This window comes from Streptomyces sp. NPDC037273, from assembly GCF_055603625.1.
Genome location: NZ_JBVJVO010000002.1, coordinates 44,830 through 66,883 on the forward strand (window position 1 = coordinate 44,830; position 22,054 = coordinate 66,883).

Genomic DNA, 22,054 nt, shown 5'->3' on the forward strand with positions numbered 1-22,054 from the left:
ACCTGCGGTCCTTACGGAGCGGTCTTGACCGTGATCTTGCCGTCGACGATGTCCTTCTTCGCCTTCGCCACAGCGGCGGTGACGTCGGTCATCTTGACGTACGCCGGGTTGGAGTCGGCCAGGCCGACGCCGTCCGTCGCGAGGCCGTAGCGGACCTCACCGGACTGCGGCTTGCCGTCCTTGACCGACTTGATCAGGTTGAAGACGGAGTCGGAGACGTCCTTGGTGACCGAGGTCAGGATCTGGTTCTTGTACTTGGCCAGACCCGCCTGGTTGTACTGGTCGGAGTCGACGCCGATGGCCCACTTGCCCGCGGTGGAGGCGGCCTCGATCGCGCCGGAGCCGGCGAGACCGGCGGCGGCGTAGATCACGTCGGCGCCCTTGTCGAGCTGGCCCTGCGCGGCGGCCTTGCCCAGGTCGGGCTTGGCGAAACCGTCGAAGTTCGGCGGCTGGGTCAGGTACTGGACGAGCACCTTCGCCTTGGGGTTGGTGTCCTTGACGCCCTGCGCGAAGCCCGCCTCGAACTTCTTGATCAGCGGGACCTCGACGCCACCGATGAAGCCGACGGTGCCGGTCTTGGAGGCCTTGGCGGCGGCGACGCCGGCCAGGTAGGAGCCCTGCTCCTCGTTGAAGACCAGGTTGGCGATGTTCGGGCCGGTCTTCGAGGTGTCGTCGATGATGCCGAAGGTGGTCTTCGGGTACGCCTTCGCGACCTTCTCGATCGCCGGGGCGTAGGCGAAGCCGACACCGATGACCGGGTTGTTGCCGGCGCGGGCGAGCGCGGTGAGGCGCTGCACCTTGTCGGCGTCACCCTCGCCGGCCGACGGCTCGGCCTCGGCGCCCTTGACGCCCAGCTCGTCCTCGGCCTTCTTCAGACCCGCGTAGGCGGCGTCGTTGAAGGACTGGTCGCCGCGGCCGCCGATGTCGTACGCGATGGCGGCCTTCGTCGCCTTCGAGTCCGAGCCGGAGCCCGAGTCGTTGGACGACTTGCCACAGGCGGTGGCGGAAAGCGCGAGCGCCGCGGAGGCGATGCCCACGGTCGTGATCCTGGTGATCCGGCGCAAGAGGAGGGTCCCTTCAAGACTGACCGAAAGCGCCTCTTCCGGCGCTGGTTTCGCGGCGATCGTAACGCGCGTAGATGTCAGTTAAAGACCCGTTCATGAGTCGTTATCGGATCGTCGCGAACCGGCCAGTCGAGGCGACCGGGGGCGTTCGGCCCGGTACCGCCGGTTATACAGCCCGGTAGGCGCGTTGGGGAGACCCCGGAACCGAGACACGCCGCACTCTGGGCCGGACGGCTGAGTGCGGCGTCCGGCCGGATTTCAACGCCTCCGGCGTGGCGTTGATCACCGCGCGGGCGTGGCATTGATCACCGGCCCCCGGCGGGGTGACGCCGGGGGCCGGGCGGGTCAGTGGGTGGGGTGGAGGAGGGCGGCGGCGGTGAAGAGTTCGACGCCGGCGTCGATGCAGCGCTCGTCGACGTCGAAGTCGCCGGCGTGGAGGTCGCGGACGCGGGTGTCGCCGGGGGTGCGGACGCCGAGGCGGGCCATGGCGCCGGGGACGTGCTCCAGGTACCAGGAGAAGTCCTCGCCGCCGAGGCTCTGCTCGGTGTCCTCGACGGAGTGGGGGCCCCGGCGGGCGGCCATGGCGTCGTGCAGCAGTTCGGTGACGCCCGCGTCGTTGACGACCGGGGGGACGCCCCGCACGTAGGTGACGGTGGACTTGGCCCGGTGCAGGGTCGCGATCTCGTCGATGGCGGCGTGGACCAGGTCGGGCGCCTCGCGCCAGGTGGGCAGGTCGAGGCAGCGGACGGTGCCGGAGAGCTCCGCGTGCTGCGGGATGACGTTGGGGGCGTGGCCGGATTCGATGCGGCCCCAGGTGACCGAGAGCCCGGAGCGGGCGTCGACGCGGCGGGCCAGGACGGCGGGGACGTCGGTGGCGACCCGGGCGGCGGCGGTCACGAGGTCGGTGGTGAGGTGCGGGCGGGCGGTGTGGCCGCCGGGGCCGTCGAGGGTGACTTCGAGGCGGTCGCAGGCGGAGGTGATCGGGCCGACCCGGAGCCCGATCTTCCCGGCGTCCACCCGGGGGTCGCAGTGCACGGCGATGATCCGGCCCACGCCGTCCAGGACCCCGGCCTCGACCGCGTCGGCCGCGCCGCCGGGCAGGACTTCCTCGGCGGGCTGGAAGATCAGCCGCACGGCGTTGGGCAGCGCGCCCTGCCGGTCGAGCTCGGCGAGGACGAGGCCGGCGCCGAGGACCGTGGTGGTGTGGACGTCGTGTCCGCAGGCGTGGGCGCGGTTGGCCACGGTGGAGCGGTAGGCGACGGTCTTCACGTCGGGGATGGGCAGCGCGTCGAGGTCGGCGCGGATCGCGAGCATGGGGTGGTCGCGGCGGCGGCTGCCGATGTCACAGATGAGCCCGGTGCCGGTCGGGAGGACCTTCGGCGCGAGACCGGCCGCCTCCAGACGGGCCTTGAGCGCGGCGGTCGTACGGAACTCCTGGTTCCCGAGCTCGGGGTGCATGTGCAAGTCCCTGCGGAAGGCGATCAGTTCGGCGCGCAGGGTTGCGGACAGCGTTCCGGGCAGGGTGACGGAGCCTGGCTCACGGGACTTCAACTGGTTCACCCTTTGAAGGGTAGGCCCGTGGAGAGGTCAACTGCCCGTTGATCACGAAAAGTTCAGCCCGTTAGGGGAAAGAATCTCGGTTTGCCCGGCATGAAGGCCCTTCCATGTGGGTACGCTCAGCCGAATTCGAGCCGGTCGGCGGGCGAGGCCGCGCGGGTGGTCAGCCGGTCGACCTCGTGGGCGGCCGTGCCCGTCACGACGGACAGGAAGCCCTGGGCGCGGGGTGAGGCGCTCTCCCGCAGCCACTCGGGCGCGATCTCGCAGACGGCCACCTTCACGCCCGTACCGGCGAGGGCCAGCGGCAGGGTGTGCACGACCGTGGAGGGGAAGCTGACCACGGTGCGCCCGATCGGGCCGCGCCGGGCGATCAGCTCCAGCGGCAGGTCGGGCCTGACCACCTGGAGGCCGGTGTCGACGGCGATCCGGTGCAGCTTCTCGGCGCTCTCCCTGCGGTGCGCGAAGTAGCGGGTGGCGCCGTGGGTACCGGCCAGCTCGCCCACCACCCGGGCGTAGTGGTCGGCGTCGACCACGCCCGTCTCGACCAGCGAGGTGCCGACCAGGTCGGCGCCCTTGGTGAGCCGCGGCGGGCCGAAGCGGCTCCGGGTCCAGGCGAAGGAGTTCTCGGTGACCGTCAGGCCCGCCGGGGCGTCGACGGGCAGCGAGGTGAAGACCTCGACGCTGCGGCCGCGGGCCGGGGCGAGCCTGCGACGGGCCAGCGAGGTCACCGGGAAGAGCACCAGCTCGCGCGGGCCCAGGTTCCCCTTGCGGTGCCAGCGCACCAGGCGCTCGCCGCGGCCGAGCTGGGCGGCGAACTCCATGGTGGCGGTGCCGTCGTCGACCACCGTCAGATGGCGGGGGGCGAAGAGGGACAGGAGCAGCTGGACGTACCGCGAGAAGGGGTCTCCGATGATCACCCGCTCCGCCGACCGCAGCGGGCCGGAGAGCCCGCGCAGGGTGCGCACCAGCGCCCCCCGGCCGCCGCGGGCCTCCTGCCACCGGACGGTGAGGCCCTCGTCGCGGGCCAGCTGTGCCATCCGGCGCAGCTGGCCGCGGGACATGGGGTCGGTCGGCGAGAGGACGACGACCGTGAGGGGCGCCTGGGCGGCGGGGTCGCCGGCGGGCGTCTGGGCGTGCGCCCATTCCAGGACGTTGAGGAGCTGGACGGGGCTCTCGACGAACGCCAGCTGCCCGGTCATGCGGCGACGAGCCCCTGGACCCGGCGGAGCTTCTTCATGGGGCCGAGCTCGGACTCGTAGACCTTCTTGATGCCGTCGCCGAGCGCGGTCTCGATGGTGCGGATGTCGCGGACGAGGCGCTGGAGGCCCTGCGGCTCGACGGAGGCGGCCTGGTCGGAGCCCCACATGGCGCGGTCGAGGGTGATGTGGCGCTCGACGAAGGCGGCGCCGAGGGCGACGGCGGCGAGGGTGGTCTGGAGGCCGGTCTCGTGGCCGGAGTAGCCGATCGGGACGTTCGGGTACTCCTCCTGGAGCGTCTGGATGACGCGGAGGTTGAGCTCCTCGGCCTTGGCCGGGTAGGTCGAGGTGGCGTGACAGAGCAGGATGTTGTCCGAGCCGAGGACCTCAACGGCGTGCCGGATCTGCTTCGGGGTGGACATGCCGGTGGAGAGGATGACCGTGCGGCCGGTGGCGCGCAGCTCGCGGAGCAGCTCGTCGTCGGTGAGGGAGGCGGAGGCGACCTTGTGGGCGGGGACGTCGAACTTCTCCAGGAAGGCGACGGCCTCGGTGTCCCACGGGGAGGCGAACCAGTCGATGCCGCGCTTCCTGCAGTGCTCGTCGATGGCGCGGTACTCGTCCTCGCCGAACTCCACGCGGTGGCGGTAGTCGATGTACGTCATGCGGCCCCAGGGGGTGTCGCGTTCGATGTCCCACTGGTCGCGCGGGGTGCAGATCTCCGGGGTGCGCTTCTGGAACTTGACGGCGTCGCAGCCGGCCTCGGCGGCGACGTCGATGAGCGCGAGGGCGTTGTCGAGCTCGCCGTTGTGGTTGATGCCGATCTCGCCGGTGATGTAGACGGGGCGGCCGGGGCCGGCGGTCTTCTCGCCGAAGGTGCGCAGACGGGTGTTCATGGTGCCGTTCCTTACGAGTCGGTGGTGGTGCGTGCGGGGGTGTCGAGCTCGGGTCCGAGGAGCCAGGCGGCGATCTCGCGGATCGCTCCTGCGCCGCCGGGGGTGACGGTGACCGCGCGGGCGGCGGCCCGTACGGAGTCGTGGGCGCTGCTCACGGCGACGGGCCAGCCGACGAGGTGGAAGCAGGGCAGGTCGTTGACGTCGTTGCCGGCGTAGAGGACGCGCTGGGGGTCGATGCCCTCGGCGTCGCACCACTCCTTGAGGGCCCGGTCCTTGCGGTCGATGCCGTGCAGGACGGGGATCCTGAGCTTGCGGGCGCGGGCGGCGACGACGGCGTTCTGTTCGGTGGAGAGGATGAGGACGGGGAGGCCGGCGCGGCGCAGGGCAGCGATGCCGAGGCCGTCGCCGCGGTGTGCGGAGACGAACTCGCGGCCCTCGGCGTCAAGGTGGACCCGGTCGTCGGTCTGGGTGCCGTCGAAGTCGAGGACGACCGCGTCGATGTCGGCGAAGCCGGGGGTGGCGGGTTCGTCGAGGAGCGGGGCGAGGGCCTTGGCGCGGGCGAGGTCGTGCGGGTCGTCGATCTCCAGGACCCGGGCGGGGTCGGTGACGACGAGCGCGGTGCGGCCGAAGAAGCGGTGTCCGTGGGTACGGAAGCCGGTCGCGTCCATGGCGTAGACGGCGCCGGTCTCCAGGTACTCGGGTGCGCGGTCCTGGCGGCGGGGGCGGTGCGCCTTGTCGTGGTTGACGCCGGTGGCTCCGGTCGGGCTGTCCTCGGGGTCGCGCCAGAGGAAGCCGTGCGAGGGGGCGGCGGTGAAGGCGGTGTCGGCGGCGCCCGTGGTGATCCGCTCGGCGGTCTCGGCGACTTCGGCGGAGGTCAGGAAGGGGCTGGTGCACTGGACGAGGAGGACGACGTCGGCCGGGCGGCCGTGGGTGGCCTCGAAGGCGTCCATGGCGTGCAGGACGGCCGCCTCGCTGGTGGCGGTGTCGCCGGCGATCGCGGCGGGCCGGTGCACGGCCTCGGCGCCGGCGGTGCGGGCGGCCGCGGCGATGGCGGGGTCGTCGGTGGAGACCAGGACGTGGGTGACCGGGCGGGCGCCGAGGCAGGCGTGGACGGCGCGGGCGACGAGCGGGACGCCGGCCACCGGGGCGAGGTTCTTGGCGGGGACGCCCTTGGAGCCGCCCCGGGCGGGGATGACGGCGAGCACGGTGGGCGGGGTGGCGTGCGGTGTCATCAGAGTTCTCCCAGGCGGCGGATGACGGGGGCGACGCGCTGGACGCCGTGGCGGTACGCGCCCCGCGCGGCCTCCCGGACGATCCGGCGCAGGCCGCTCTCGCGGGGCTCCGGCGCGGTGATGTCGAGGCGGTGGCGGGCGAGGATGCCGGGCAGGTAGCCGGGGGCCGTCTCCGCCGTGTAGTAGGGGGTGACGGGGGGCAGGGCGGGGAGCGCGAGGAGTGCGGCGACCCGTGCGCGGGCGGCGTCGAAGGCCGTTTCGTACGGGCTGTCGGAGGCGACGCCCTGCCGGGCGAGCCAGGTGTCGTCGGGTGCCGGGGCGGGCCCCTTGTCGAGCCGGTCGAAGGAGGTCAGCAGGCCGGAGCCGACGAAGTGGTGGTTGCCGAGCGCCTCGCGGACCCCGAGGTCGGTGAGGATCGCGGTGGGGATGCGGCGGTGCAGGGCTTCGAGCGCGGCGGTGGAGGAGACGGTGACCAGGAGGTCGGTGCGGTCGAGGACTTCGCCCATGTGTCCGTACACGAGACGGAAGTTGGCGGGCGGTTCGAGTTCGCGGACCAGCTTCTGGAAGGGGAACTCCTCCAGGTGCGTGGTGTGTTCGCCGGGCTTGGAGCGGAGCTTGAGCAGTACCTCGCGGCCGGGGTGGAGCCGGGCGTGCTCGATCAACCGCCTTAGTACGTAGGCGCGTTCGGCGCGGGTGGCGGGGACGGACGGCTGGGCGGCGAAGACCAGGGTGTCGCGGCCGCTCCGGGGGGTGTACGGGGCTCCGCCGAGGAAGGGCAGGGCGGCCTCGACGACCGACTCGGTGCCGGCGCCGACGCCCGCGTAAACGGCGCGGAAGCGTTCGGCGTCGTGCCGGGAGTTGGCGAGGACGACGTCGGCGCCGTGGCGCAGCAGGAGGCCGTCGGTCAGCTTCTCGTAGACGACGCCGACGTAGCCGGTGACGATGACCGGGCGCCGCTTCAGGCCGAGGTCGGCCAGGCCCTGGAGGACGGCCCGTACGGTGCCGCCGACGAGGGCGAGGACGAGGACGTCGTATCCCTCGCCGCGCGCTTCCGCGTCCCGTACCGCGCGCAGGAACTCCGCGCCCGTGACCTCGCGCGGGGCGGTCTCGGACACGCCGGTCTCGGCGAGCTGGCGGGTGGTGGGCGTGGCCCGTCCGCGCAGGACGAATCCGGCGGGTTCGGCGGTCGCCGTGGTGATGCGGCGCGCGGTGAGGGCGCCCCATTTCCACCGGGTGTCGGAGTCGGCGAGTACGGCGGTCCGTACCGCTTCGCTGTTGCTTCCTTGCACGCCGAGGACGCTAGAAGGGCATTCCGCTTTCCGTCCCAACTGGGCCGCAACAAAGGGTGAACAGAGCCTCTCCGACTTCTGAAGCGGCCCGATTTCCGGACGTCTTGAGGCCTGATTTCCCTGCCGGTAAAGGTGGTTAATCCGCCCGCCTCTCGGCGTTCACCGAACATCCCCCCGCCGGTCGGTGGGAATGCCGGGTCGGCCCCTAACGTCGGCCGGGTGGTCAAGCTCTCCGTCGTCGTGCCGTTCTTCAACGTGCAGACATATGCCCCCGACACCCTCACGAGCCTGCGGGCCAACGCGCGGGAGGACTTCGAGTTCCTGCTGGTCGACGACTGCTCTTCGGACGGGACCCCGGAGCTCCTCGAACGCGCCGCGCGCGAGCTGCCGGGTGCCGTCCTGATCAGGCACGAGCGGAACGAGGGCCTCGCCACGGCGCGCAACACCGGCCTCGACGCGGCCCGCGGCGAGTACGTCGCCTTCCTCGACGGCGACGACTGGCTGGCCCCCGGCCATTACGGGCGCCTGGTGGCCGCCGCCGAGGAACTGGGCTGCGACTTCGTCCGCACCGACCACGTCTCGGTCACCGGGCGGGACCGCGCGGTGCGGCAGGCGCCGGTCCCGCGCCGCGGCGAGGTCCTGGCCCCCCGGGACGCGATCCTGCCGGCGCACCGCACGACCTCCGTCGACTACCCGTACGCCTGGGCGGGGATCTACCACCGGCGGCTCCTCGACCGGGGGCTCCTGCACTTCACGCACGGCCTGCGGACGGCCGAGGACCGGCCGTGGATCTGGCGGCTGCACCGCGAGGCGGAATCGTTCGCGGCGATCAGCGGACTCGGCGTTTTCTACCGGCGGGGCGTTTCGACCTCGCTCACCCAGATCGGCGATGTAAGACAATTGGATTTCATCCGCGCATTCGACCAGGTGATCGAAGAAACGGCACGGGACCGCGATGCCGATCTTCTTCTCCCGAAAGCCGTCCGCACCTATTGCGCGGTGATTTCCCATCACATCGGGTCGATCGGACGATTCGAGCCCGAGGTCGCACGGCAGCTCAAGGCGATGAGCGCGGGCGCGCTGCGCAGGATGCCGCAGGACGTCCTCGACGAGGTCCTGCCCGCGATGGGCCCGGACCGCGCCGCCACCCTGCGCCGGATCCGCAGGCGCCGCCCCGCCCCGCCGCCGGGCCCGACACCGGGGCCGACCTCCGGTGCCGGTACGACCTCCGGTGCCGACGCGGCCCGCGCGGAGGTGGCGGCATGAGCGGGCGGACCACCCAGATCTTCTGCGCCTCCACCCTCTACGGGGCGGTGACGCTGGCCGCCGCCCTCGACAGCGGACGCTTCGGGCCCGCCGACCGGCGGATCCTCCTGGTCACCCACAACGCGCCCGTCCCCGAGACCACCCCCGCCCTGGACGAGGCGGAGGGCTTCGCCCGGCTGCGCGGCCGCTTCGACGCCGTACTGTCCTGGAACGAGACGATCTCCCCGCTGCACCCGAGCGGCTGGACGCCCCGCGCGAGCGACCTCCCGCTCCTCCAGCGCCATCTGCGCCGGATCTGGGGGCTCGGCGACGACCGCATCGAACTCGCCCTGGAATCCCTCCAGGTGACGCCCGCGCTCGCCATCGCCCAGCTGCTGCCCGACGCACCGATCACCGTCTACGCGGACGGCCTCATGAGCTACGGGCCGACCCGCAACAAGATCGACCCGCTGATCGGCGGACGCGTGCGCCGGCTGCTCCACCTGGACCTCGTGCCGGGGCTCACCCCGCTGCTGCTCGCCGAGTTCGGGGCGACGGCGGAGGACGTACCGGCGGAGGCGTTCACCCGGTGCGTCGAGGAGCTGGCGGACGGCGGACCGGGGGCCGCGGAGGCCGAGGGTCCTGCGCTGCTCCTCGGCCAGTACCTCGCCGCGCTCGACCTGCTGACCGCCGCCGAGGAGGAGGAGCTGCATCTGCGGATGGTCAGGGGCGCGGTCGCCCGCGGCCACCGGCGGCTCGTCTTCAAACCGCACCCGATGGCCCCGGACGCCTGGTCGCGGACGCTGGTGCGCGCGGCGGAGGCGCTGGGCGCCGAACTGACCGTCGAGGACCGGCCCGTGCTCGCCGAGGTGCTCTACCGCGAACTGCGGCCCGCCCTCGTCGTCGGCTGCTTCTCCACCGCGCTCCTGACGGCGCGCACCTTCTACGGCCTGCCGGTCGCCCGGGTCGGCACCCGCGCCCTGCTCGAACGCCTCACCCCGTACCAGAACAGCAACCGCGTCCCGCTGACCGTCGTGGACGCGGTCGTCCCGCCCCTTGAGGCCTCGGACGAGGAGCCCGGGATCGGTACGGAGCAGCTGAACGACCTGGTGGCGGCGGTCGGCTTCGCCATGCAGCCGAAGATCAGGCCCGAGCTGCGGGAGGCGGCGGTACGGCACCTGTCGGGCCCGCTGGCCGCCGCCACCCGGCACCACTTCACCCGCCGCCGCCTCACCGTCCTCAACCTCCCCGGCGGCCTCCCGCTCCCCCGCCACCCGAAGGTCCGCCGGCTCGCCCGGCGCGCCCTGCGGCTGCGCAAGGCGCTGAAGCGCTAGGGGGAAACGCCTTGGGGGGTCAGGCGCGCGCGATCGGCTCCTGGAGTTCGGTCACCCAGCGGGTCCGGTCCTCGGGGCACTCCAGGTACAGCTCGCGGGAGTACCCGGTGGAGGCGTAGCCGTTGGTGTCGATCCAGGCGGCGAGGGCCTGCGAGGTCGGCAGGATCTCGTCCATGGAGCCGCGGTGGACGATGGTGGCCGCCTCCTCGATGCCCGGCAGGACGAGCACGTCGACGCCCTCCGCGGCGGTGCCCTCGGGGACGGTCATGCCGGCGTGCACGACGACCGAGCCGTCGCCCTCGCCGGCGTCCTCGTAGTACGCGATGCCGGGGCCGAAGCTGACGCCCGCGGCCTCCAGGCGGCGGCACAACTCGTCGTACAGCGGTCCGATGACCGGGGTGATGTCGTCGGGGCCGAAGCTCGCGGCGACCGCGCTCAGCTCGGCGACGCGGACCGCGGGGATCTTCTTGACGACGACGTCCTGAGTGGACATGCGTCCCTCGCTCTCGATGGCTCGGAGCCGCGCGCCGACCTGGGCGAGCCGGGCCCGCGCCTCCGCCATGGCCGATTCGAGCTCGGTCCGGCGCAGGCGCAGCATGCCCCGCAGCTCGTCCGCGTCGAGCCGCTCGTCGAGGATGGCGCCCACCTGTTCGAGGGTGAAGCCGAGGTCCTTGAGGGCGATGACGCGGTTGAGCCGGGCGAGCTGGTCCGCCGTGTAGAAGCGGTAGCCCGTGTGCGGGTCGACCCGGGCCGGGCGCAGCAGTCCGATGGCGTCGTAGTGGCGCAGCATGCGGACCGACACCCGCCCGTGCCGGGCGAAGTCTCCGATGGTGAACATGACGACTCCTACGGAACGCCCTCACACGGTGTCAGGGTCAAACGTCAGACGGCGCTGCTGAGCGAGAGCTTCGCGGCGAAGCCGAGGAAGAGGGCGCCGGCCGCCGAGGTCGCGCCGGCGGAGAGGCGCTTGCGGCGGCGGAAGGCGGCCGCGAGCCGGGTGCCGCCGAAGATGAGGGTGGTCAGGTAGAGGAAGCTGCCGACCTGGAGGATCGTGCCGAGGACCAGGAAGGAGAGCGCCGGGTAGGCGTAGGACGGGTCCACGAACTGCACGAAGAAGGAGATCAGGAAGAGGATCGCCTTCGGGTTGAAGATGCTGATGATCAGCGCCCGGCGGTACGGGTGCTCGGACGGTCCGGCGTCCGCCTCGGCGGAGGACTCGGCGACGGTCTCGTGCCGGGTGCGCCACATCGACAGGGCCGAGCGCAGCATCCCGTAGGCCATCCAGGCCAGGTAGCCGGCACCCGCGTACTTCACGATCATGAAGAGGAGCGGGGTGGTCTGGAGCAGCGAGGCGGCACCGAGCGCGGCCAGCGTCATCAGGATCGCGTCGCCGGTGAACACGCCGGCGGCGGCCTTGTATCCGGTCCGGGTGCCCTTGCGGGCGGCGACGGACAGCACGTACAGCGAGTTCGGCCCCGGGAGCAGGATTATGAGGACGACGCCCGCGAGATAGGTCGAGAGATCAGTGACACCCAGCATGAAGCGGAGTGTCGCACACCGGTATGACACCCCGCTTTGAGTTTCAACGGGTGAAATGGGTCGGAACGCCTCAGCTCAGAACGCCTCGGCTCAGAACGCGTCGGTGGGGACGTACGTGCCCCAGACCTCGCGCAGAGCGTCGCAGACCTCGCCGACGGTGGCGCGCGCCTTGAGGGCGTCCTTCATCGGGTAGAGGACGTTCTCGGTCCCCTGGGCCGCCTCGCGCAGTGCGGCGAGCGCCGCGTCCACGGCCCGCTGGTCGCGGTCGGCGCGCAGCCGGGCGAGCCGTTCGGCCTGCTGGGCCTCGATGGCGGGGTCGACGCGCAGCGGCTCGTACGGTTCCTCGACGTCGATCGTGTAGCGGTTGACGCCGACGACGACCCGCTCGCCGCTGTCGGTCTCCTGGGCGATCCGGTAGGCGGAGCGCTCGATCTCGTTCTTCTGGAAGCCGTGCTCGATCGCGCTGACCGCGCCGCCCAGGTCCTCGACCCTGGCCATCAGTTCCAGGGCGGCCGCCTCGACGTCGTCGGTCATCCTCTCGACGACGTAGCTTCCGGCGAACGGGTCGACGGTGGCGGTCACGTCCGTCTCGTAGGCGAGGACCTGCTGGGTGCGCAGGGCGAGGCGGGCGGACTTGTCCGTCGGCAGGGCGATGGCCTCGTCGAAGGAGTTGGTGTGCAGCGACTGGGTGCCGCCGAGGACGGCCGCGAGGCCCTGGACGGCGACCCGGACGAGGTTGACCTCGGGCTGCTGGGCGGTGAGCTGCACGCCGGCGGTCTGGGTGTGGAAGCGGAGCATGAGGGACTTCGGGTTCCGCGCGCCGAACTCCTCCCTCATCACCCGCGCCCAGATGCGACGGGCGGCGCGGAACTTGGCCACCTCCTCCAGGATCGTCGTGCGGGCCACGAAGAAGAAGGACAGCCGGGGCGCGAAGTCGTCGACGTCCATGCCGGCGGCGACGGCGGTCCTGACGTACTCGATGCCGTCGGCGAGGGTGAAGGCGATCTCCTGCGCGGGCGAGGCCCCGGCCTCGGCCATGTGGTAGCCGGAGATCGAGATGGTGTTCCACTTCGGGATCTCGGCCTTGCAGTACTTGAAGATGTCCGCGATCAGCCGCAGCGAGGGCTTCGGCGGGAAGATGTACGTGCCGCGGGCGATGTACTCCTTCAGCACGTCGTTCTGGATCGTGCCGGTCAGCCGGTCGGCCGGGACGCCCTGCTCCTCGCCGACGAGCTGGTAGAGCAGCAGCAGGAGGGAGGCGGGGGCGTTGATCGTCATGGACGTGGAGACCTTGTCCAGCGGGATGCCGTCGAACAGCACCCGCATGTCGTCGATCGAGTCGATGGCGACGCCGACCTTGCCGACCTCGCCGTGCGCGATCGCCGCGTCCGAGTCGTGGCCCATCTGCGTCGGCAGGTCGAAGGCGACGGAGAGGCCCATCGTGCCGTTGGCGATCAGCTGCTTGTAGCGGGCGTTGGACTCGACGGCGGTGCCGAAGCCCGCGTACTGGCGCATGGTCCAGGGCCGGCCGGTGTACATCGACGGGTACACACCACGGGTGAAGGGGTACGCGCCGGGCTCGCCCAGCCTCTCGGCGGGATCCCACCCCTCCAGGGCGTCCGGTCCGTAGACCGGCTCGATCGGCAGCCCCGACTCAGACTCGCGCGCCATGCGTTGTGCCTCCCTGTTGTCGTGTCACTGGATCTTTCTCCCAGGATGCGCGGTCGATGGCCCGGGAACGCAACCGCACACGCGTGGGAAGCATCCCTACGTACACACGACTTCTCCCGGGGGGCAAAGATGAAGCGGACCACGTCCGTCATACGCAGAACGTCCAAGAGCGGTACCGCCATGCGCGGATCCGTCCTGCGCAGGGTGGCGCTCGCCGCGGCGGCGGTCGCGCTCGCCGCGGGCTGTACGCCGGACGCGGCCGGTCCCGGCACCGGCACCGCGACCCCGGCGAAGCCGCCCGCCGCGACCTCCACCGCGCCGTCGACGGCTCCGTCCTCGTCTCCGAGCACGGACGACAAGCCGCCGTCCCCGACGGGCACGCCCGCGGCCAAGCCCCTGATGGGCGACGGCGACGAGAACGAGCAGGTCCGCGAGCTCCAGGCGCGGCTGCGCCAGCTCGACTTCTTCGACCGGGCGCCGACCGGCTTCTACGGCACGATGACGGCCGCCTCGGTGAAGAGGTTCCAGGCCCGGCAGGGGCTGACCGAGACGGGCTCGGTCGACGCGAAGACCTGGGAGCGGCTGCTCTCGGCGTCCCGGAAGCCGACCGCCGACGAGCTGAAGCCCGCCACCACCAACAAGCTGGACACGCCCGACCCGCGGTGCATGACCGGCCGGGTGCTGTGCATCAGCAAGGAGAGCCGGACGCTGGCCTGGATGATCGACGGCAAGGTCGTCTCCTCCATGGACGTCCGCTTCGGTTCGGAGAACACGCCGACCCGCGAGGGCCTCTTCCAGGTGGACCGGAAGGCCAAGGACTGGGTGTCGACGCTGTACCACACGCCCATGCCGTACGCGATGTTCTTCAGCCGCGGCCAGGCCGTGCACTTCTCGGCGGACTTCGCGGCGCGCGGCTACAACGGCGCCTCGCACGGCTGCGTCAACGTCCGGGACCGGGCCAAGCTCGCGGCCCTCTTCGACCAGGTGGAGGTCGGCGACAAGGTCGTCGTCCACTGGTAAGGGCGGAGAGCCTCGGCGGGAGAGAAGGGGCGCGGGTGGGACCGGGGGAACGTGTCCCACCCGCGCCGGGTGCGCGGAGCCGTAGGTACGGGGGGAACCCCGGCTCACTGCGCGGCCGATGACCAGTCGGCACATTCCATACTGCGCCGACGGGCCGAGAAGTGTTACACCGGCAGCGGAACGCGTGCCTGGGCGGTGATTCCGGCGGTCGTCCCGGCGGTCGCCTCGGCCGTGATCCCGGCCGGGAGCGCGGTGGAGAGGACGGCCGTGAGCCGGGTGCCGCCGTGCTGTTCGCCGGTACCGCGGCCGGTGCCGGCCGCGGCGGCCCCCGCGTTCCCCGCGCTGCCGCTCTTCTCGCCGTCGCCTTCGGACGTGCCGCCCCGGCCGTCGCCGGCCGTGCCGCCGCCGGACTCGTCCTTGGGGTCGTCCTGGGAGCCGGTGCCCTCGGAGGTGCCGGGGTCGCCGGAGAGGACCCGGTCGCAGTAGCGGCCGAGGGTGTCGCCGGAGCGGAGGCCGCGGTTGAGCTGCTTGCGGCCCTCGGCGTCGAGCTTCCCGGCCCGGTAGTCCCGGCAGTACTTGAGGACCTTGTCCTTGAGGGTGGTGCCGTCGGTGCCGCCGGCGGGGTCGTCCTTGCCGCCCTCGCCGTCCTCGCCACCCGTACCCGTGTCCACGGTGGTACGTCCGGGCCCCGGAGTGGACGCGCCGTGCCCGCCCGGGTCCTGGGTGGCCGGAGCCGTACCGGCGTCGTCGGCGGAGGGAGTCGATCCGGGGGTGCCGCCGCCCGGTCCCTCCGGGGGCGTGCGGGGGTCCTGGCGTATGCCGGGCTCCTTGGAGGCGAGCGGGTCGGCGGACTCGCCCGCCGTGACGGAGCTCGCGGGCGCGGGGCCGCCCACCAGCGGCAGCACGCCGGTGCCGGCGGCGACGGCGACGCCGCCGACCGTGACGGCGGCGACCGCGGCGGCGAGCCCGTACCGCAGGGAGCGTCCCCAGCGGCGCGCCGGGGCGGTGACGGGGGCGAGCCGCACCGCGCCGAGGTCGACGCGGCCGACCGCTCCGGCCGTACCGGGGCGGGCGTCGGCGCGGGCCGCGGTGTCCTTGCGGAAGGCGGCGAGGGCCGCCGCCTCACCGGGGAGTTCGGCGTCCGCGGCCGGGGCGACGGACGGGAGGCGCAGGGCGCCGAGCGCCTCGGAGAGACGTTCCGCCTGGCCGCGCGCAGGGTCGTCGGCGGCGTCGACCGGCTCGCCGCGGAGCAGTCGCTCCGCGGCCTCCTGATCGAGCCACTGGTACCGCTCGTCGGCCATCACATGTCCTTCTGCGTACGCGGACGTGATTGCGTCACACCGCGGGGGGCCACGGACCCCGTGCCGCGGCCGCGTTGCGGAGGCACTCCGTCCAGCGGGACGACGGTCCCGCCCGCCCCTTCCGTACCGCCGGTCTCGCCGTCGACCCCCAGGAGTTCGGCGAGTTTCTTGAGGCCGCGGTGGGCGGCCGTGCGGACGGCGCCGGGGCGTTTGCCCAGGGTGTCGGCGGCACTCTTGGCGTCGAGGCCGACGACGACGCGCAGCACGACGGCCTCGGCCTGGTCCTGGGGCAGCTGGGCGATCAGTCGCATGGTGTGGCCGGTGGCCAGGGACTCCAGGGCTTCGCTCACGGTGTCGGAGTCGGCCGGCTTGTCCGTCAGTTCGGTCTCGTCGCCACCGGACGCGGGGCGCCTGCCGCGCATCCGGATGTGGTCGAGGGCGCGGTTGCGGGCGATCCGGGCGGCCCAGCCGCGGAAGCGGTCGGCGTCGCCGTCGAACCGGTCGAGGTCGCGCGAGATCTGGAGCCACGACTCCGAGGCGACGTCCTCGGCGTCGGCCTCGCCGACCAGTGTCCGTATGTAGCCGAGCAACCGAGGATGCACGGCGCGATACACAGTCCGGAACGCGTTCTCGTCCCCGTCCTGCGCAGCGAGCACCGCGGCCGTCAGCTCCGCGTCGTCCCCCAGCACTCCCCAAACCCTGTTCGTCGGTCGCGTCGGTCGCGGCGCCGCGGCTGGTCACGACCGCCACGCTGCCTCGCGCATCTGCACGCTACGTCGTGTCGCGGCATCGCGTCCACGCGGGTCGGGGTCTTTGTACAACTTGCAACCTTCGAGGACCGTTCCGCGGTGCACGTGCCGGTGCACGTGCGGTGTGACAGAAACCGCACCCGTGGCGCTGTATGGAGTACGGAGCCGTGCTGCGGCTCCGTGGATGACGACCGGGGCCTCTCCTGTGGGGGGTGGCGGCCCCGGTCGTCTCCCTTTTCCCCTCTTCCTTCACCCCGCTCCACAGCCCTGGGCGCACCGCGCCCTTCTCACTGTCAACCGACCGTTGACAGTGAAGGGGTGTCAACCTACGGTTGCCTCATGACGAATCCAGTCGGCCTGAACGTCCCCGTCCGTCTCGACGAGCTCATCGAAGCGATCAAGAAGGTCCACCCCGACGCGCTGGAGCAGCTCTCCGGCGCCGTCATCGCGGCGGACCACCTCGGCGAAGTCGCCGACCACCTCATCGGCCACTTCGTGGACCAGGCCCGGCGCTCCGGCGCCTCCTGGACCGACATCGGCCGCAGCATGGGCGTCACCCGCCAGGCGGCCCAGAAGCGCTTCGTCCCCAAGGAACCGGACGCCGAGAAGATGGACCCGAACGCCGGGTTCAGCCGCTTCACCCCCCGCGCGCGGAACGTCGTCATGGCCGCCCAGAACGAGGCCACCGCCGCCCGCAACGGCGAGACCGCGCCCGCGCACCTCGCCCTCGGCCTGCTCGCCGAGCCCGAGGGCCTCGCGGCGCTGTGGATCACCTCCCGGGGCGTGACCCCCGACCAGGTCCGCGAGGCGGTCGCGGCGACGCTGCCACCGGCCGTCGAGGAGCCGCCCGCGCTCGTCCCGTACGACGCGGCGGCCAAGAAGGTCCTGGAGCTGACGTTCCGCGAGGCCCTGCGCCTCGGCCACAACTACGTCGGCACCGAGCACATCCTGCTCGCCCTCCTCGAACACGAGGACGGCGAGGGCGTGCTCAACGGGCTCGGCCTGGACAAGGCCACGGCCGAGCGCGAGATCGCGGAGACGATCGCCTCGATCACGATCAAGGCACCGGAGACGCCCGAGGCGGAGTAGCCCTCAGGCCGTGCGGGCCCGGCGGGAGACGACGGCGCGCAGCACGCGGCCGCCCTCGACGGAGAGTTCGCGGGCCCGGCGCAGTCCGGTCGGGCCGTGGGCGGCCGATTCGAGGACGGCCTGCTGGCGGCGAAGCTCCCCGGCGAGCAGCGGGCCCGCGCCGTCGGCGTCGCCGGCCAGGCAGCGCTCGACGAGTCCGTCCGGCACCCCGGCGGAGTCGTAGCGGCCGTGCAAGGTGAGGGCGGTGACGGAACATCCGCCGGCCCAGGCGCGCAGGGCCTCGGCCGTCCAGGCGGCCGGGGCCCCGTCGAGCATCCCGCGGACGGCTCCGGCGTCCTCCGTGCCCTCGGCGTCGAGTTCCACCCGGGCCTTGGCGACGGCCTCGCCCCAGGCGTCCCCGTCACCGCGGGCGACGGCCGCCCACACCGGCCGCAGGGCGTCGCCCCGGTCGGGGGCGAGCAGCGGCAGACACCGGTCGAGGCAGGCGAGTCCGGCCGCGGCCAGTCCTCGCTCGTCGGCCCCGTCGATCAGTTCCAGCAGGCTCCGGCCGTTCCCCGACGTCATGGACGCCTCCTCGCCACCCGATGCGGACGCAGTACTTCCACTACTGCGCCGGGTGGCGCCTTTTCGTCACTGCGCGGCCGGAATCATGCCAGTGGCCTTGGCGTGCTGCATAGAGGTCAGACGCCGGACGAACCGGATCGCGAGGACCGCGGCGACGAGGTCGAGGACGTAGCCCGCGAGCGACCACTGGGTCGCCATGGTCCAGGTCCCGGGAGCCTCCGACGTCTTGTACATCTGCCCGGAGATCCAGTTCACCAGCGAGCTGACGACCCAGAACGCCCACCAGCCGTTGAGGAGCCGCAGCTCCCCCTTGTCGTCGGCCGCGTACGGCTGCGTACGGCTGGCCCGCCAGATCTAGACCGCGATCGCCCGCGGGATCCAGAAGTTGCCGATCGGGATGAACCAGCAGCCGATGGCGTACCCCGGCGTCCGGGTCTGCAGGTCGCCGGCCCAGATCTCGGCGTTCCGCCGCAGCCGGTGGAACCAGAGGATGAAGACGATCCCGGTCGCCAGGAACAGCATGAACGCCAGGCCGTAGGCGACGACCAGGTCGACCCCTCCGAAGGAGTCGGGAGCGTAGGAGTCCTCGCCGGCCTCGGACAGCAGGCTGTTGGCGTCGACCAGACCGAGCAGGACGTCGAAGACGATGTTGGCCGCGAGCAGCGCGACGACCGCGCGCCCGAGACCGTTCGGATTCTTGAGCGTGAGCATGTGTGGTTCCCCCCAGGAACACGCGGGGCCGAATGGCCGCCGCCGGGGGAACGTATGTGATGCGGACCGGCCGCGTCCATGCCGGTTCTCAGCTCGTCTTGGCCGCGAGAGCCTTGAACTGTTCCCAGGTCAGGGGCGGTTTCGCCGGGTTCCAGACCTTCTGGGCGAGGGCGGTGAGGGGCATCCGGATGCCGTCGGCGACCTGCGCCTGCGTCTGGGCCTTCGAGAGGTCGCACCATACGGCGAAACGGGCGCCGAGGATCTGGGAGTCGTACCGCGCGGGCACGGGGCTGGTGCCGCGCACGACGAGCGGGGTCCACTGCTCGTAGATCCGGCGGCCGGTGGGGTAGGTGAACTGGTTGGGCTGGCCGAGGACGTAGTAGAGGTACGCGTCGTTGAGGTTGACCAGCTTGCGGCCGGCGCTCAGGTACGAGACGGGCTGGCGGGCGCCGATCTCCTTGCCGGTCCAGTACTCGACCTCGATGTCCTTCGCGGCGGCGACCACCCCGCCGGTGAAGAAGCCGTCGTTCCACGCCTTGAGGGTCTTGCCGGTGGGCCTGACGACGGCCGCGCGATCGTTGAGCCAGCCCGTGGCGAGGTCCTGGACGCGGGCCGACGGGCCGTACTTCGCGGTCGCGGCGCGGGCCAGCCGCGGGTAGGACGCCTCGGGGTTCTTCGACATGAGGGCGACGTACTCGTCGGCGCCGAGGTGCCAGTACGCCCCCGGGAACAGGGCCGTGTACTCGCGCAGCAGGTCGTCGACGATCCGGGCCGCGTCGGGGTCGGAGATGTCCACGGCCCCGCGCGGGGTCCGGCCGCTCGCGCTGACCAGCTGGAGGTCCGGGTGGGCGGCGATGACGGCGCCGAGGTGGCCCGGCGAGTCGATCTCGGGGATCACCGTGATGTGCCGGCTCGCCGCGAGCGCGAGGATCCGGCGCACCTCTGCCTTGGTGAGGTGCTGGGCGGAGACGATCTCCGGGTGGCTGTCGGACTGGATCCGGAAGCCCTGGTCGTCGGAGAAGTGCAGCCCGAGCTGGTTGAGCTTCAGGTCGCCCATCTCACGGATCCGGTCCTCGATCCAGGCGGCCGTGAAGTGCTTGCGGGCGATGTCCACCATCAGCCCGCGCTGCGGCTTCGCGGGCCGGTCGGTCACCGTCCCCTCGGGCATCGCGCCCGTCGCCTTGACGGACTGCTTGAGCGTGCGGGTCCCGTAGAACACCCCGGCCTCGTCGGCGCCGCTGATCCGCACCCGGCCGCCCTGGACGGTGAGGGTGTACGACTCGCGGGCGCCGTCGCCGCCCAGGGCCAGCTCGACGTCCCCTGGACCGGCGGCCGCGGCCCCCCGGTACGGCAGGCCGAGCTCCCCGGCGATCAGCTTCCCCTCGTCGGCGAGGCCCGCGCTGTCCGCCGCGATGACGACCCCGCCGGTCGGCGAGGGCTTCCAGCCAGGGCCACGGGCGGCCTCGTGGGAGCGGACGGAGGGGATGGTCCGCGGCGCGGTCGACAGCGCGTAGGTCCGGGTCGGCGTGGGGGTCGGCGTCGGGGAGGGCGGGGGCGCGCTGGTGGGCGTGGCGCTCGCCGACGTACCGCCGGAGGACGACGGCGTCCCGGACGGAGATCCGTTCGAGCAGGCCGCCACGGTGGCCAGTGCCACCGCGGTCGCCATCAGTGCGGGGCCCCGGCGGGGGCCCCGGAGGGAGTACCGCATCATTCGGAATCCTCCCGTACGGAAGCCGGTCCGGCCAATCGGAGGACGCGACACGGACGGGTTCCGGCCGTTCGGGGGACGGCGCGCGGGCGTAATCCCCGGGCGGCGGAACGGGTGCGTCCATCAGATGTTCCGAAACTCTCCCTTCCGGGTGAAATTCGCGCATCCGTCGGACACTTCCCCCGTCCCGTCGATAACGTTGCGTCACGCCCACCCCGCCCGTCCCGGAGTACCGGAGCCCACGCTGACCAGCGACACCCACGCCCCCTGCCGGAAGCCGGGCTCCACGGACACGCCTGCCATACCCGCCCAGCAGACCCACTCCCGGCACTCGGGCGGCCTCATCGCGTTCAACGCGGCCACGCCCACCGAGGCCGAGGCCCTGCTGCTGTCCTGCTGCCACAGCCGCCGCTGGGCGGAGCGGGTGGCGGCCCACCGCCCCTACCCGACGGTGGACGCCCTGCTCGCCGCCGCCGACGAGGCCGGATACGACCTCTCGCGCGCCGAGCTCGACACCGCCCTGGCCGCCGAGTCCTCGGCGCTGCCGCACCCGGGGGCGCCACCGGCCGCGCGGACGGCACTGCGGGCGGCCCACGCCGCGTACGAGAGCAGCTTCGGGCACGCGTTCGTGATCAGCCTCGACGGAGTGAGTCCCGGGGAGCGGCTCGACCAGGTCCTGGCGGGCATCCGGTCACGTCTCGGCAACGAACCGGAGGAGGAGCGGGTGGTCGCCGCCGACGAACTGCGCCGGCTCGCCCGGGCCCGGCTCGCCTTCCGGCTGTCCGAGGGCCTCACGCCGCGACACACCGAGCCGTGATTCCGTCCGCAATGCGGTGATTCCGCCCTGTGCGATAGCCCGTCCGTGCCTGTTTGATCACACCTATGGACCCCGCGCGAGCGAACCGACAAGTCGTCGCTACGATGACCGGGGCCGGTGGACCGTACCCGGCCGGGTCAGACCGACAGAGAAGCCGGCCGACCCTGATCCCCGCTCCCGGAGGGTTTTTCCGTGCCGGCTGGAACGCTGTACCGCGGCCGGGAAGGAATGTGGAGCTGGGTGGCTCATCGAGTCACCGGCGTCCTCATCTTCTTCTTCCTGTTCGTACACGTGCTGGACACCGCTCTCGTCCGCGTCTCCCCCGAGGCGTACGACGAGGTCGTCGCGACCTACAAGACGCCGATCGTCGCTCTTCTGGAGTACGGCCTGGTCGCCGCCATCCTCTTCCACGCGCTGAACGGCCTGCGGGTCATCGCCGTGGACTTCTGGTCCAAGGGCCCGCGCTACCAGAAGCAGATGCTCTGGACCGTCGTGGGCATCTGGGTCGTGCTGATGGCGGGCTCGCTGTACCCCGTCCTCGGCCACGCCGCACGTGAACTGTTCGGGAGCTGACGCCACTCATGTCTGCTGACACGACCTCCGCCGCGATCGGCCCCGTCGAGGGCGGCCACTACGACGTGGACAACCCCGCGCCGTACATCGAGGCCCCGCGCAAGCGCACCGGCAAGACCCCGCGCGCCACGCGCGGCAACTTCGAGATGGCCGCGTGGCTCTTCATGCGCCTCTCGGGTGTGGTCCTCGTCGTCCTGGTCCTCGGCCACCTGCTGATCCAGCTCTTCCTGGACGGCGGCGTCTCCAAGATCGGCTTCGCCTTCGTGGCCGGCCGCTGGGCGTCCCCGTTCTGGCAGGTCTGGGACCTGCTGATGCTCTGGCTCGCCATGCTGCACGGCGCCAACGGCCTCCGTACCGTCATCAACGACTACGCGGAGCGGGCCAACACGCGCCTGTGGCTCAAGGGCCTGCTGTACACCGCCACGGTGTTCACCATCCTTCTGGGCACGCTGGTGATCTTCACCTTCGACCCGAACATCCGCTAGGCACGGGGCTGAGGTAA

Annotated in this window: 20 protein-coding genes and 1 pseudogene; 7 read left to right on the forward strand and 14 right to left on the reverse strand. The window is 72.2% G+C overall.

Annotated features, from left to right (window positions below; translation table 11 throughout):
- Positions 1 to 11: 11 nt before the first annotated feature.
- From ACZ7G1_RS05405 to ACZ7G1_RS05430, 6 genes are all read right to left on the reverse strand, one after another.
- Entirely contained in the window at positions 12 to 1,064 is a 1,053-nt protein-coding gene (locus tag ACZ7G1_RS05405) for a BMP family lipoprotein (RefSeq protein WP_470877741.1), read from the reverse strand.
- A 345-nt stretch (positions 1,065 to 1,409) separates the two neighbouring features.
- On the reverse strand, positions 1,410 to 2,624 hold the full coding sequence (locus ACZ7G1_RS05410; protein WP_470877740.1) for an amidohydrolase: 1,215 nt from the start codon (positions 2,622 to 2,624) through the stop codon (positions 1,410 to 1,412).
- Positions 2,625 to 2,740: 116 nt separating this feature from the next.
- Positions 2,741 to 3,820: a hypothetical protein gene (locus ACZ7G1_RS05415; protein WP_470877739.1), complete on the reverse strand. Its 1,080-nt coding sequence runs from the start codon at positions 3,818 to 3,820 to the stop codon at positions 2,741 to 2,743.
- Positions 3,817 to 4,710, reverse strand: coding sequence for an N-acetylneuraminate synthase family protein (locus tag ACZ7G1_RS05420; RefSeq protein WP_470877738.1), 894 nt, complete (start codon positions 4,708 to 4,710; stop codon positions 3,817 to 3,819). Before ACZ7G1_RS05420 ends, ACZ7G1_RS05415 begins: the two co-directional genes overlap by 4 nt.
- A gap of 11 nt (positions 4,711 to 4,721) precedes the next feature.
- Positions 4,722 to 5,942 carry a cytidylyltransferase domain-containing protein gene (locus tag ACZ7G1_RS05425; RefSeq protein WP_470877737.1) on the reverse strand — a complete coding sequence of 407 codons (1,221 nt, stop codon included), beginning with the start codon at positions 5,940 to 5,942 and terminating at the stop codon, positions 4,722 to 4,724.
- Positions 5,942 to 7,231 carry a DUF6716 putative glycosyltransferase gene (locus ACZ7G1_RS05430; protein WP_470877736.1) on the reverse strand — a complete coding sequence of 430 codons (1,290 nt, stop codon included), beginning with the start codon at positions 7,229 to 7,231 and terminating at the stop codon, positions 5,942 to 5,944. The genes ACZ7G1_RS05425 and ACZ7G1_RS05430 overlap by 1 nt, the downstream gene beginning before the upstream one ends.
- 219 nt (positions 7,232 to 7,450) lie before the next feature.
- Between ACZ7G1_RS05430 and ACZ7G1_RS05435 the strand changes: the two genes are divergently transcribed.
- On the forward strand, positions 7,451 to 8,497 hold the full coding sequence (locus ACZ7G1_RS05435) for a glycosyltransferase family 2 protein (protein ID WP_470877735.1): 1,047 nt from the start codon (positions 7,451 to 7,453) through the stop codon (positions 8,495 to 8,497).
- The gene (locus ACZ7G1_RS05440; RefSeq protein WP_470877734.1) at positions 8,494 to 9,810 is read left to right on the forward strand and encodes a polysialyltransferase family glycosyltransferase; all 1,317 of its coding nucleotides are present in this window, start codon (positions 8,494 to 8,496) and stop codon (positions 9,808 to 9,810) included. Before ACZ7G1_RS05435 ends, ACZ7G1_RS05440 begins: the two co-directional genes overlap by 4 nt.
- A gap of 19 nt (positions 9,811 to 9,829) precedes the next feature.
- Here the strand turns inward: ACZ7G1_RS05440 and ACZ7G1_RS05445 are convergent, their stop codons facing one another.
- The 3 genes from ACZ7G1_RS05445 to ACZ7G1_RS05455 all read right to left on the reverse strand — a co-directional run bounded on the left by ACZ7G1_RS05445 (position 9,830) and on the right by ACZ7G1_RS05455 (position 13,020).
- Positions 9,830 to 10,648 carry a MerR family transcriptional regulator gene (locus tag ACZ7G1_RS05445; RefSeq protein ID WP_470877733.1) on the reverse strand — a complete coding sequence of 273 codons (819 nt, stop codon included), beginning with the start codon at positions 10,646 to 10,648 and terminating at the stop codon, positions 9,830 to 9,832.
- A gap of 44 nt (positions 10,649 to 10,692) precedes the next feature.
- A complete protein-coding gene (leuE, locus tag ACZ7G1_RS05450) occupies positions 10,693 to 11,349 on the reverse strand; it encodes a leucine efflux protein LeuE (protein WP_470877732.1) in 657 nt (218 codons plus the stop codon).
- Between the two features lie 90 nt (positions 11,350 to 11,439).
- Entirely contained in the window at positions 11,440 to 13,020 is a 1,581-nt protein-coding gene (locus tag ACZ7G1_RS05455; protein WP_470877731.1) for an acyl-CoA mutase large subunit family protein, read from the reverse strand.
- Positions 13,021 to 13,200: 180 nt separating this feature from the next.
- Here ACZ7G1_RS05455 and ACZ7G1_RS05460 point away from each other — a divergent pair, with 180 nt between their 5' ends.
- Entirely contained in the window at positions 13,201 to 14,040 is an 840-nt protein-coding gene (locus tag ACZ7G1_RS05460; RefSeq protein WP_470877730.1) for a L,D-transpeptidase family protein, read from the forward strand.
- A 164-nt stretch (positions 14,041 to 14,204) separates the two neighbouring features.
- On the opposite strand, the gene ACZ7G1_RS05465 is transcribed toward ACZ7G1_RS05460, so the two are convergent.
- Complete coding sequence (locus ACZ7G1_RS05465) at positions 14,205 to 15,341, reverse strand: hypothetical protein (protein ID WP_470877729.1); 1,137 nt, start codon at positions 15,339 to 15,341, stop codon at positions 14,205 to 14,207.
- Entirely contained in the window at positions 15,341 to 16,030 is a 690-nt protein-coding gene (locus tag ACZ7G1_RS05470; protein WP_470877728.1) for an RNA polymerase sigma factor, read from the reverse strand. The genes ACZ7G1_RS05465 and ACZ7G1_RS05470 overlap by 1 nt, the downstream gene beginning before the upstream one ends.
- A gap of 399 nt (positions 16,031 to 16,429) precedes the next feature.
- Between ACZ7G1_RS05470 and ACZ7G1_RS05475 the strand changes: the two genes are divergently transcribed.
- Positions 16,430 to 17,179 (forward strand): Clp protease N-terminal domain-containing protein, encoded by a 750-nt coding sequence (locus tag ACZ7G1_RS05475; protein ID WP_470877727.1) that lies wholly within the window; start codon positions 16,430 to 16,432, stop codon positions 17,177 to 17,179.
- A gap of 3 nt (positions 17,180 to 17,182) precedes the next feature.
- Here the strand turns inward: ACZ7G1_RS05475 and ACZ7G1_RS05480 are convergent, their stop codons facing one another.
- From ACZ7G1_RS05480 to ACZ7G1_RS05490, 3 genes and pseudogenes are all read right to left on the reverse strand, one after another.
- Positions 17,183 to 17,743: a hypothetical protein gene (locus ACZ7G1_RS05480; RefSeq protein WP_470877726.1), complete on the reverse strand. Its 561-nt coding sequence runs from the start codon at positions 17,741 to 17,743 to the stop codon at positions 17,183 to 17,185.
- Positions 17,744 to 17,809: 66 nt separating this feature from the next.
- A pseudogene (locus ACZ7G1_RS05485) lies at positions 17,810 to 18,454 on the reverse strand (DUF4328 domain-containing protein).
- An 88-nt stretch (positions 18,455 to 18,542) separates the two neighbouring features.
- Positions 18,543 to 20,165: a beta-N-acetylhexosaminidase gene (locus tag ACZ7G1_RS05490; protein WP_470877725.1), complete on the reverse strand. Its 1,623-nt coding sequence runs from the start codon at positions 20,163 to 20,165 to the stop codon at positions 18,543 to 18,545.
- A gap of 196 nt (positions 20,166 to 20,361) precedes the next feature.
- Here ACZ7G1_RS05490 and ACZ7G1_RS05495 point away from each other — a divergent pair, with 196 nt between their 5' ends.
- The 3 genes from ACZ7G1_RS05495 (at position 20,362) to ACZ7G1_RS05505 (ending at position 22,037) form a co-directional block, all read left to right on the forward strand.
- Complete coding sequence (locus tag ACZ7G1_RS05495; protein WP_470877724.1) at positions 20,362 to 20,979, forward strand: 2-oxo-4-hydroxy-4-carboxy-5-ureidoimidazoline decarboxylase; 618 nt, start codon at positions 20,362 to 20,364, stop codon at positions 20,977 to 20,979.
- Positions 20,980 to 21,171: 192 nt separating this feature from the next.
- On the forward strand, positions 21,172 to 21,552 hold the full coding sequence (gene sdhC, locus ACZ7G1_RS05500) for a succinate dehydrogenase, cytochrome b556 subunit (protein WP_015035721.1): 381 nt from the start codon (positions 21,172 to 21,174) through the stop codon (positions 21,550 to 21,552).
- 8 nt (positions 21,553 to 21,560) lie between these two features.
- Positions 21,561 to 22,037 (forward strand): succinate dehydrogenase hydrophobic membrane anchor subunit, encoded by a 477-nt coding sequence (locus tag ACZ7G1_RS05505; protein ID WP_470877723.1) that lies wholly within the window; start codon positions 21,561 to 21,563, stop codon positions 22,035 to 22,037.
- The last annotated feature ends 17 nt before the right edge of the window (positions 22,038 to 22,054 follow it).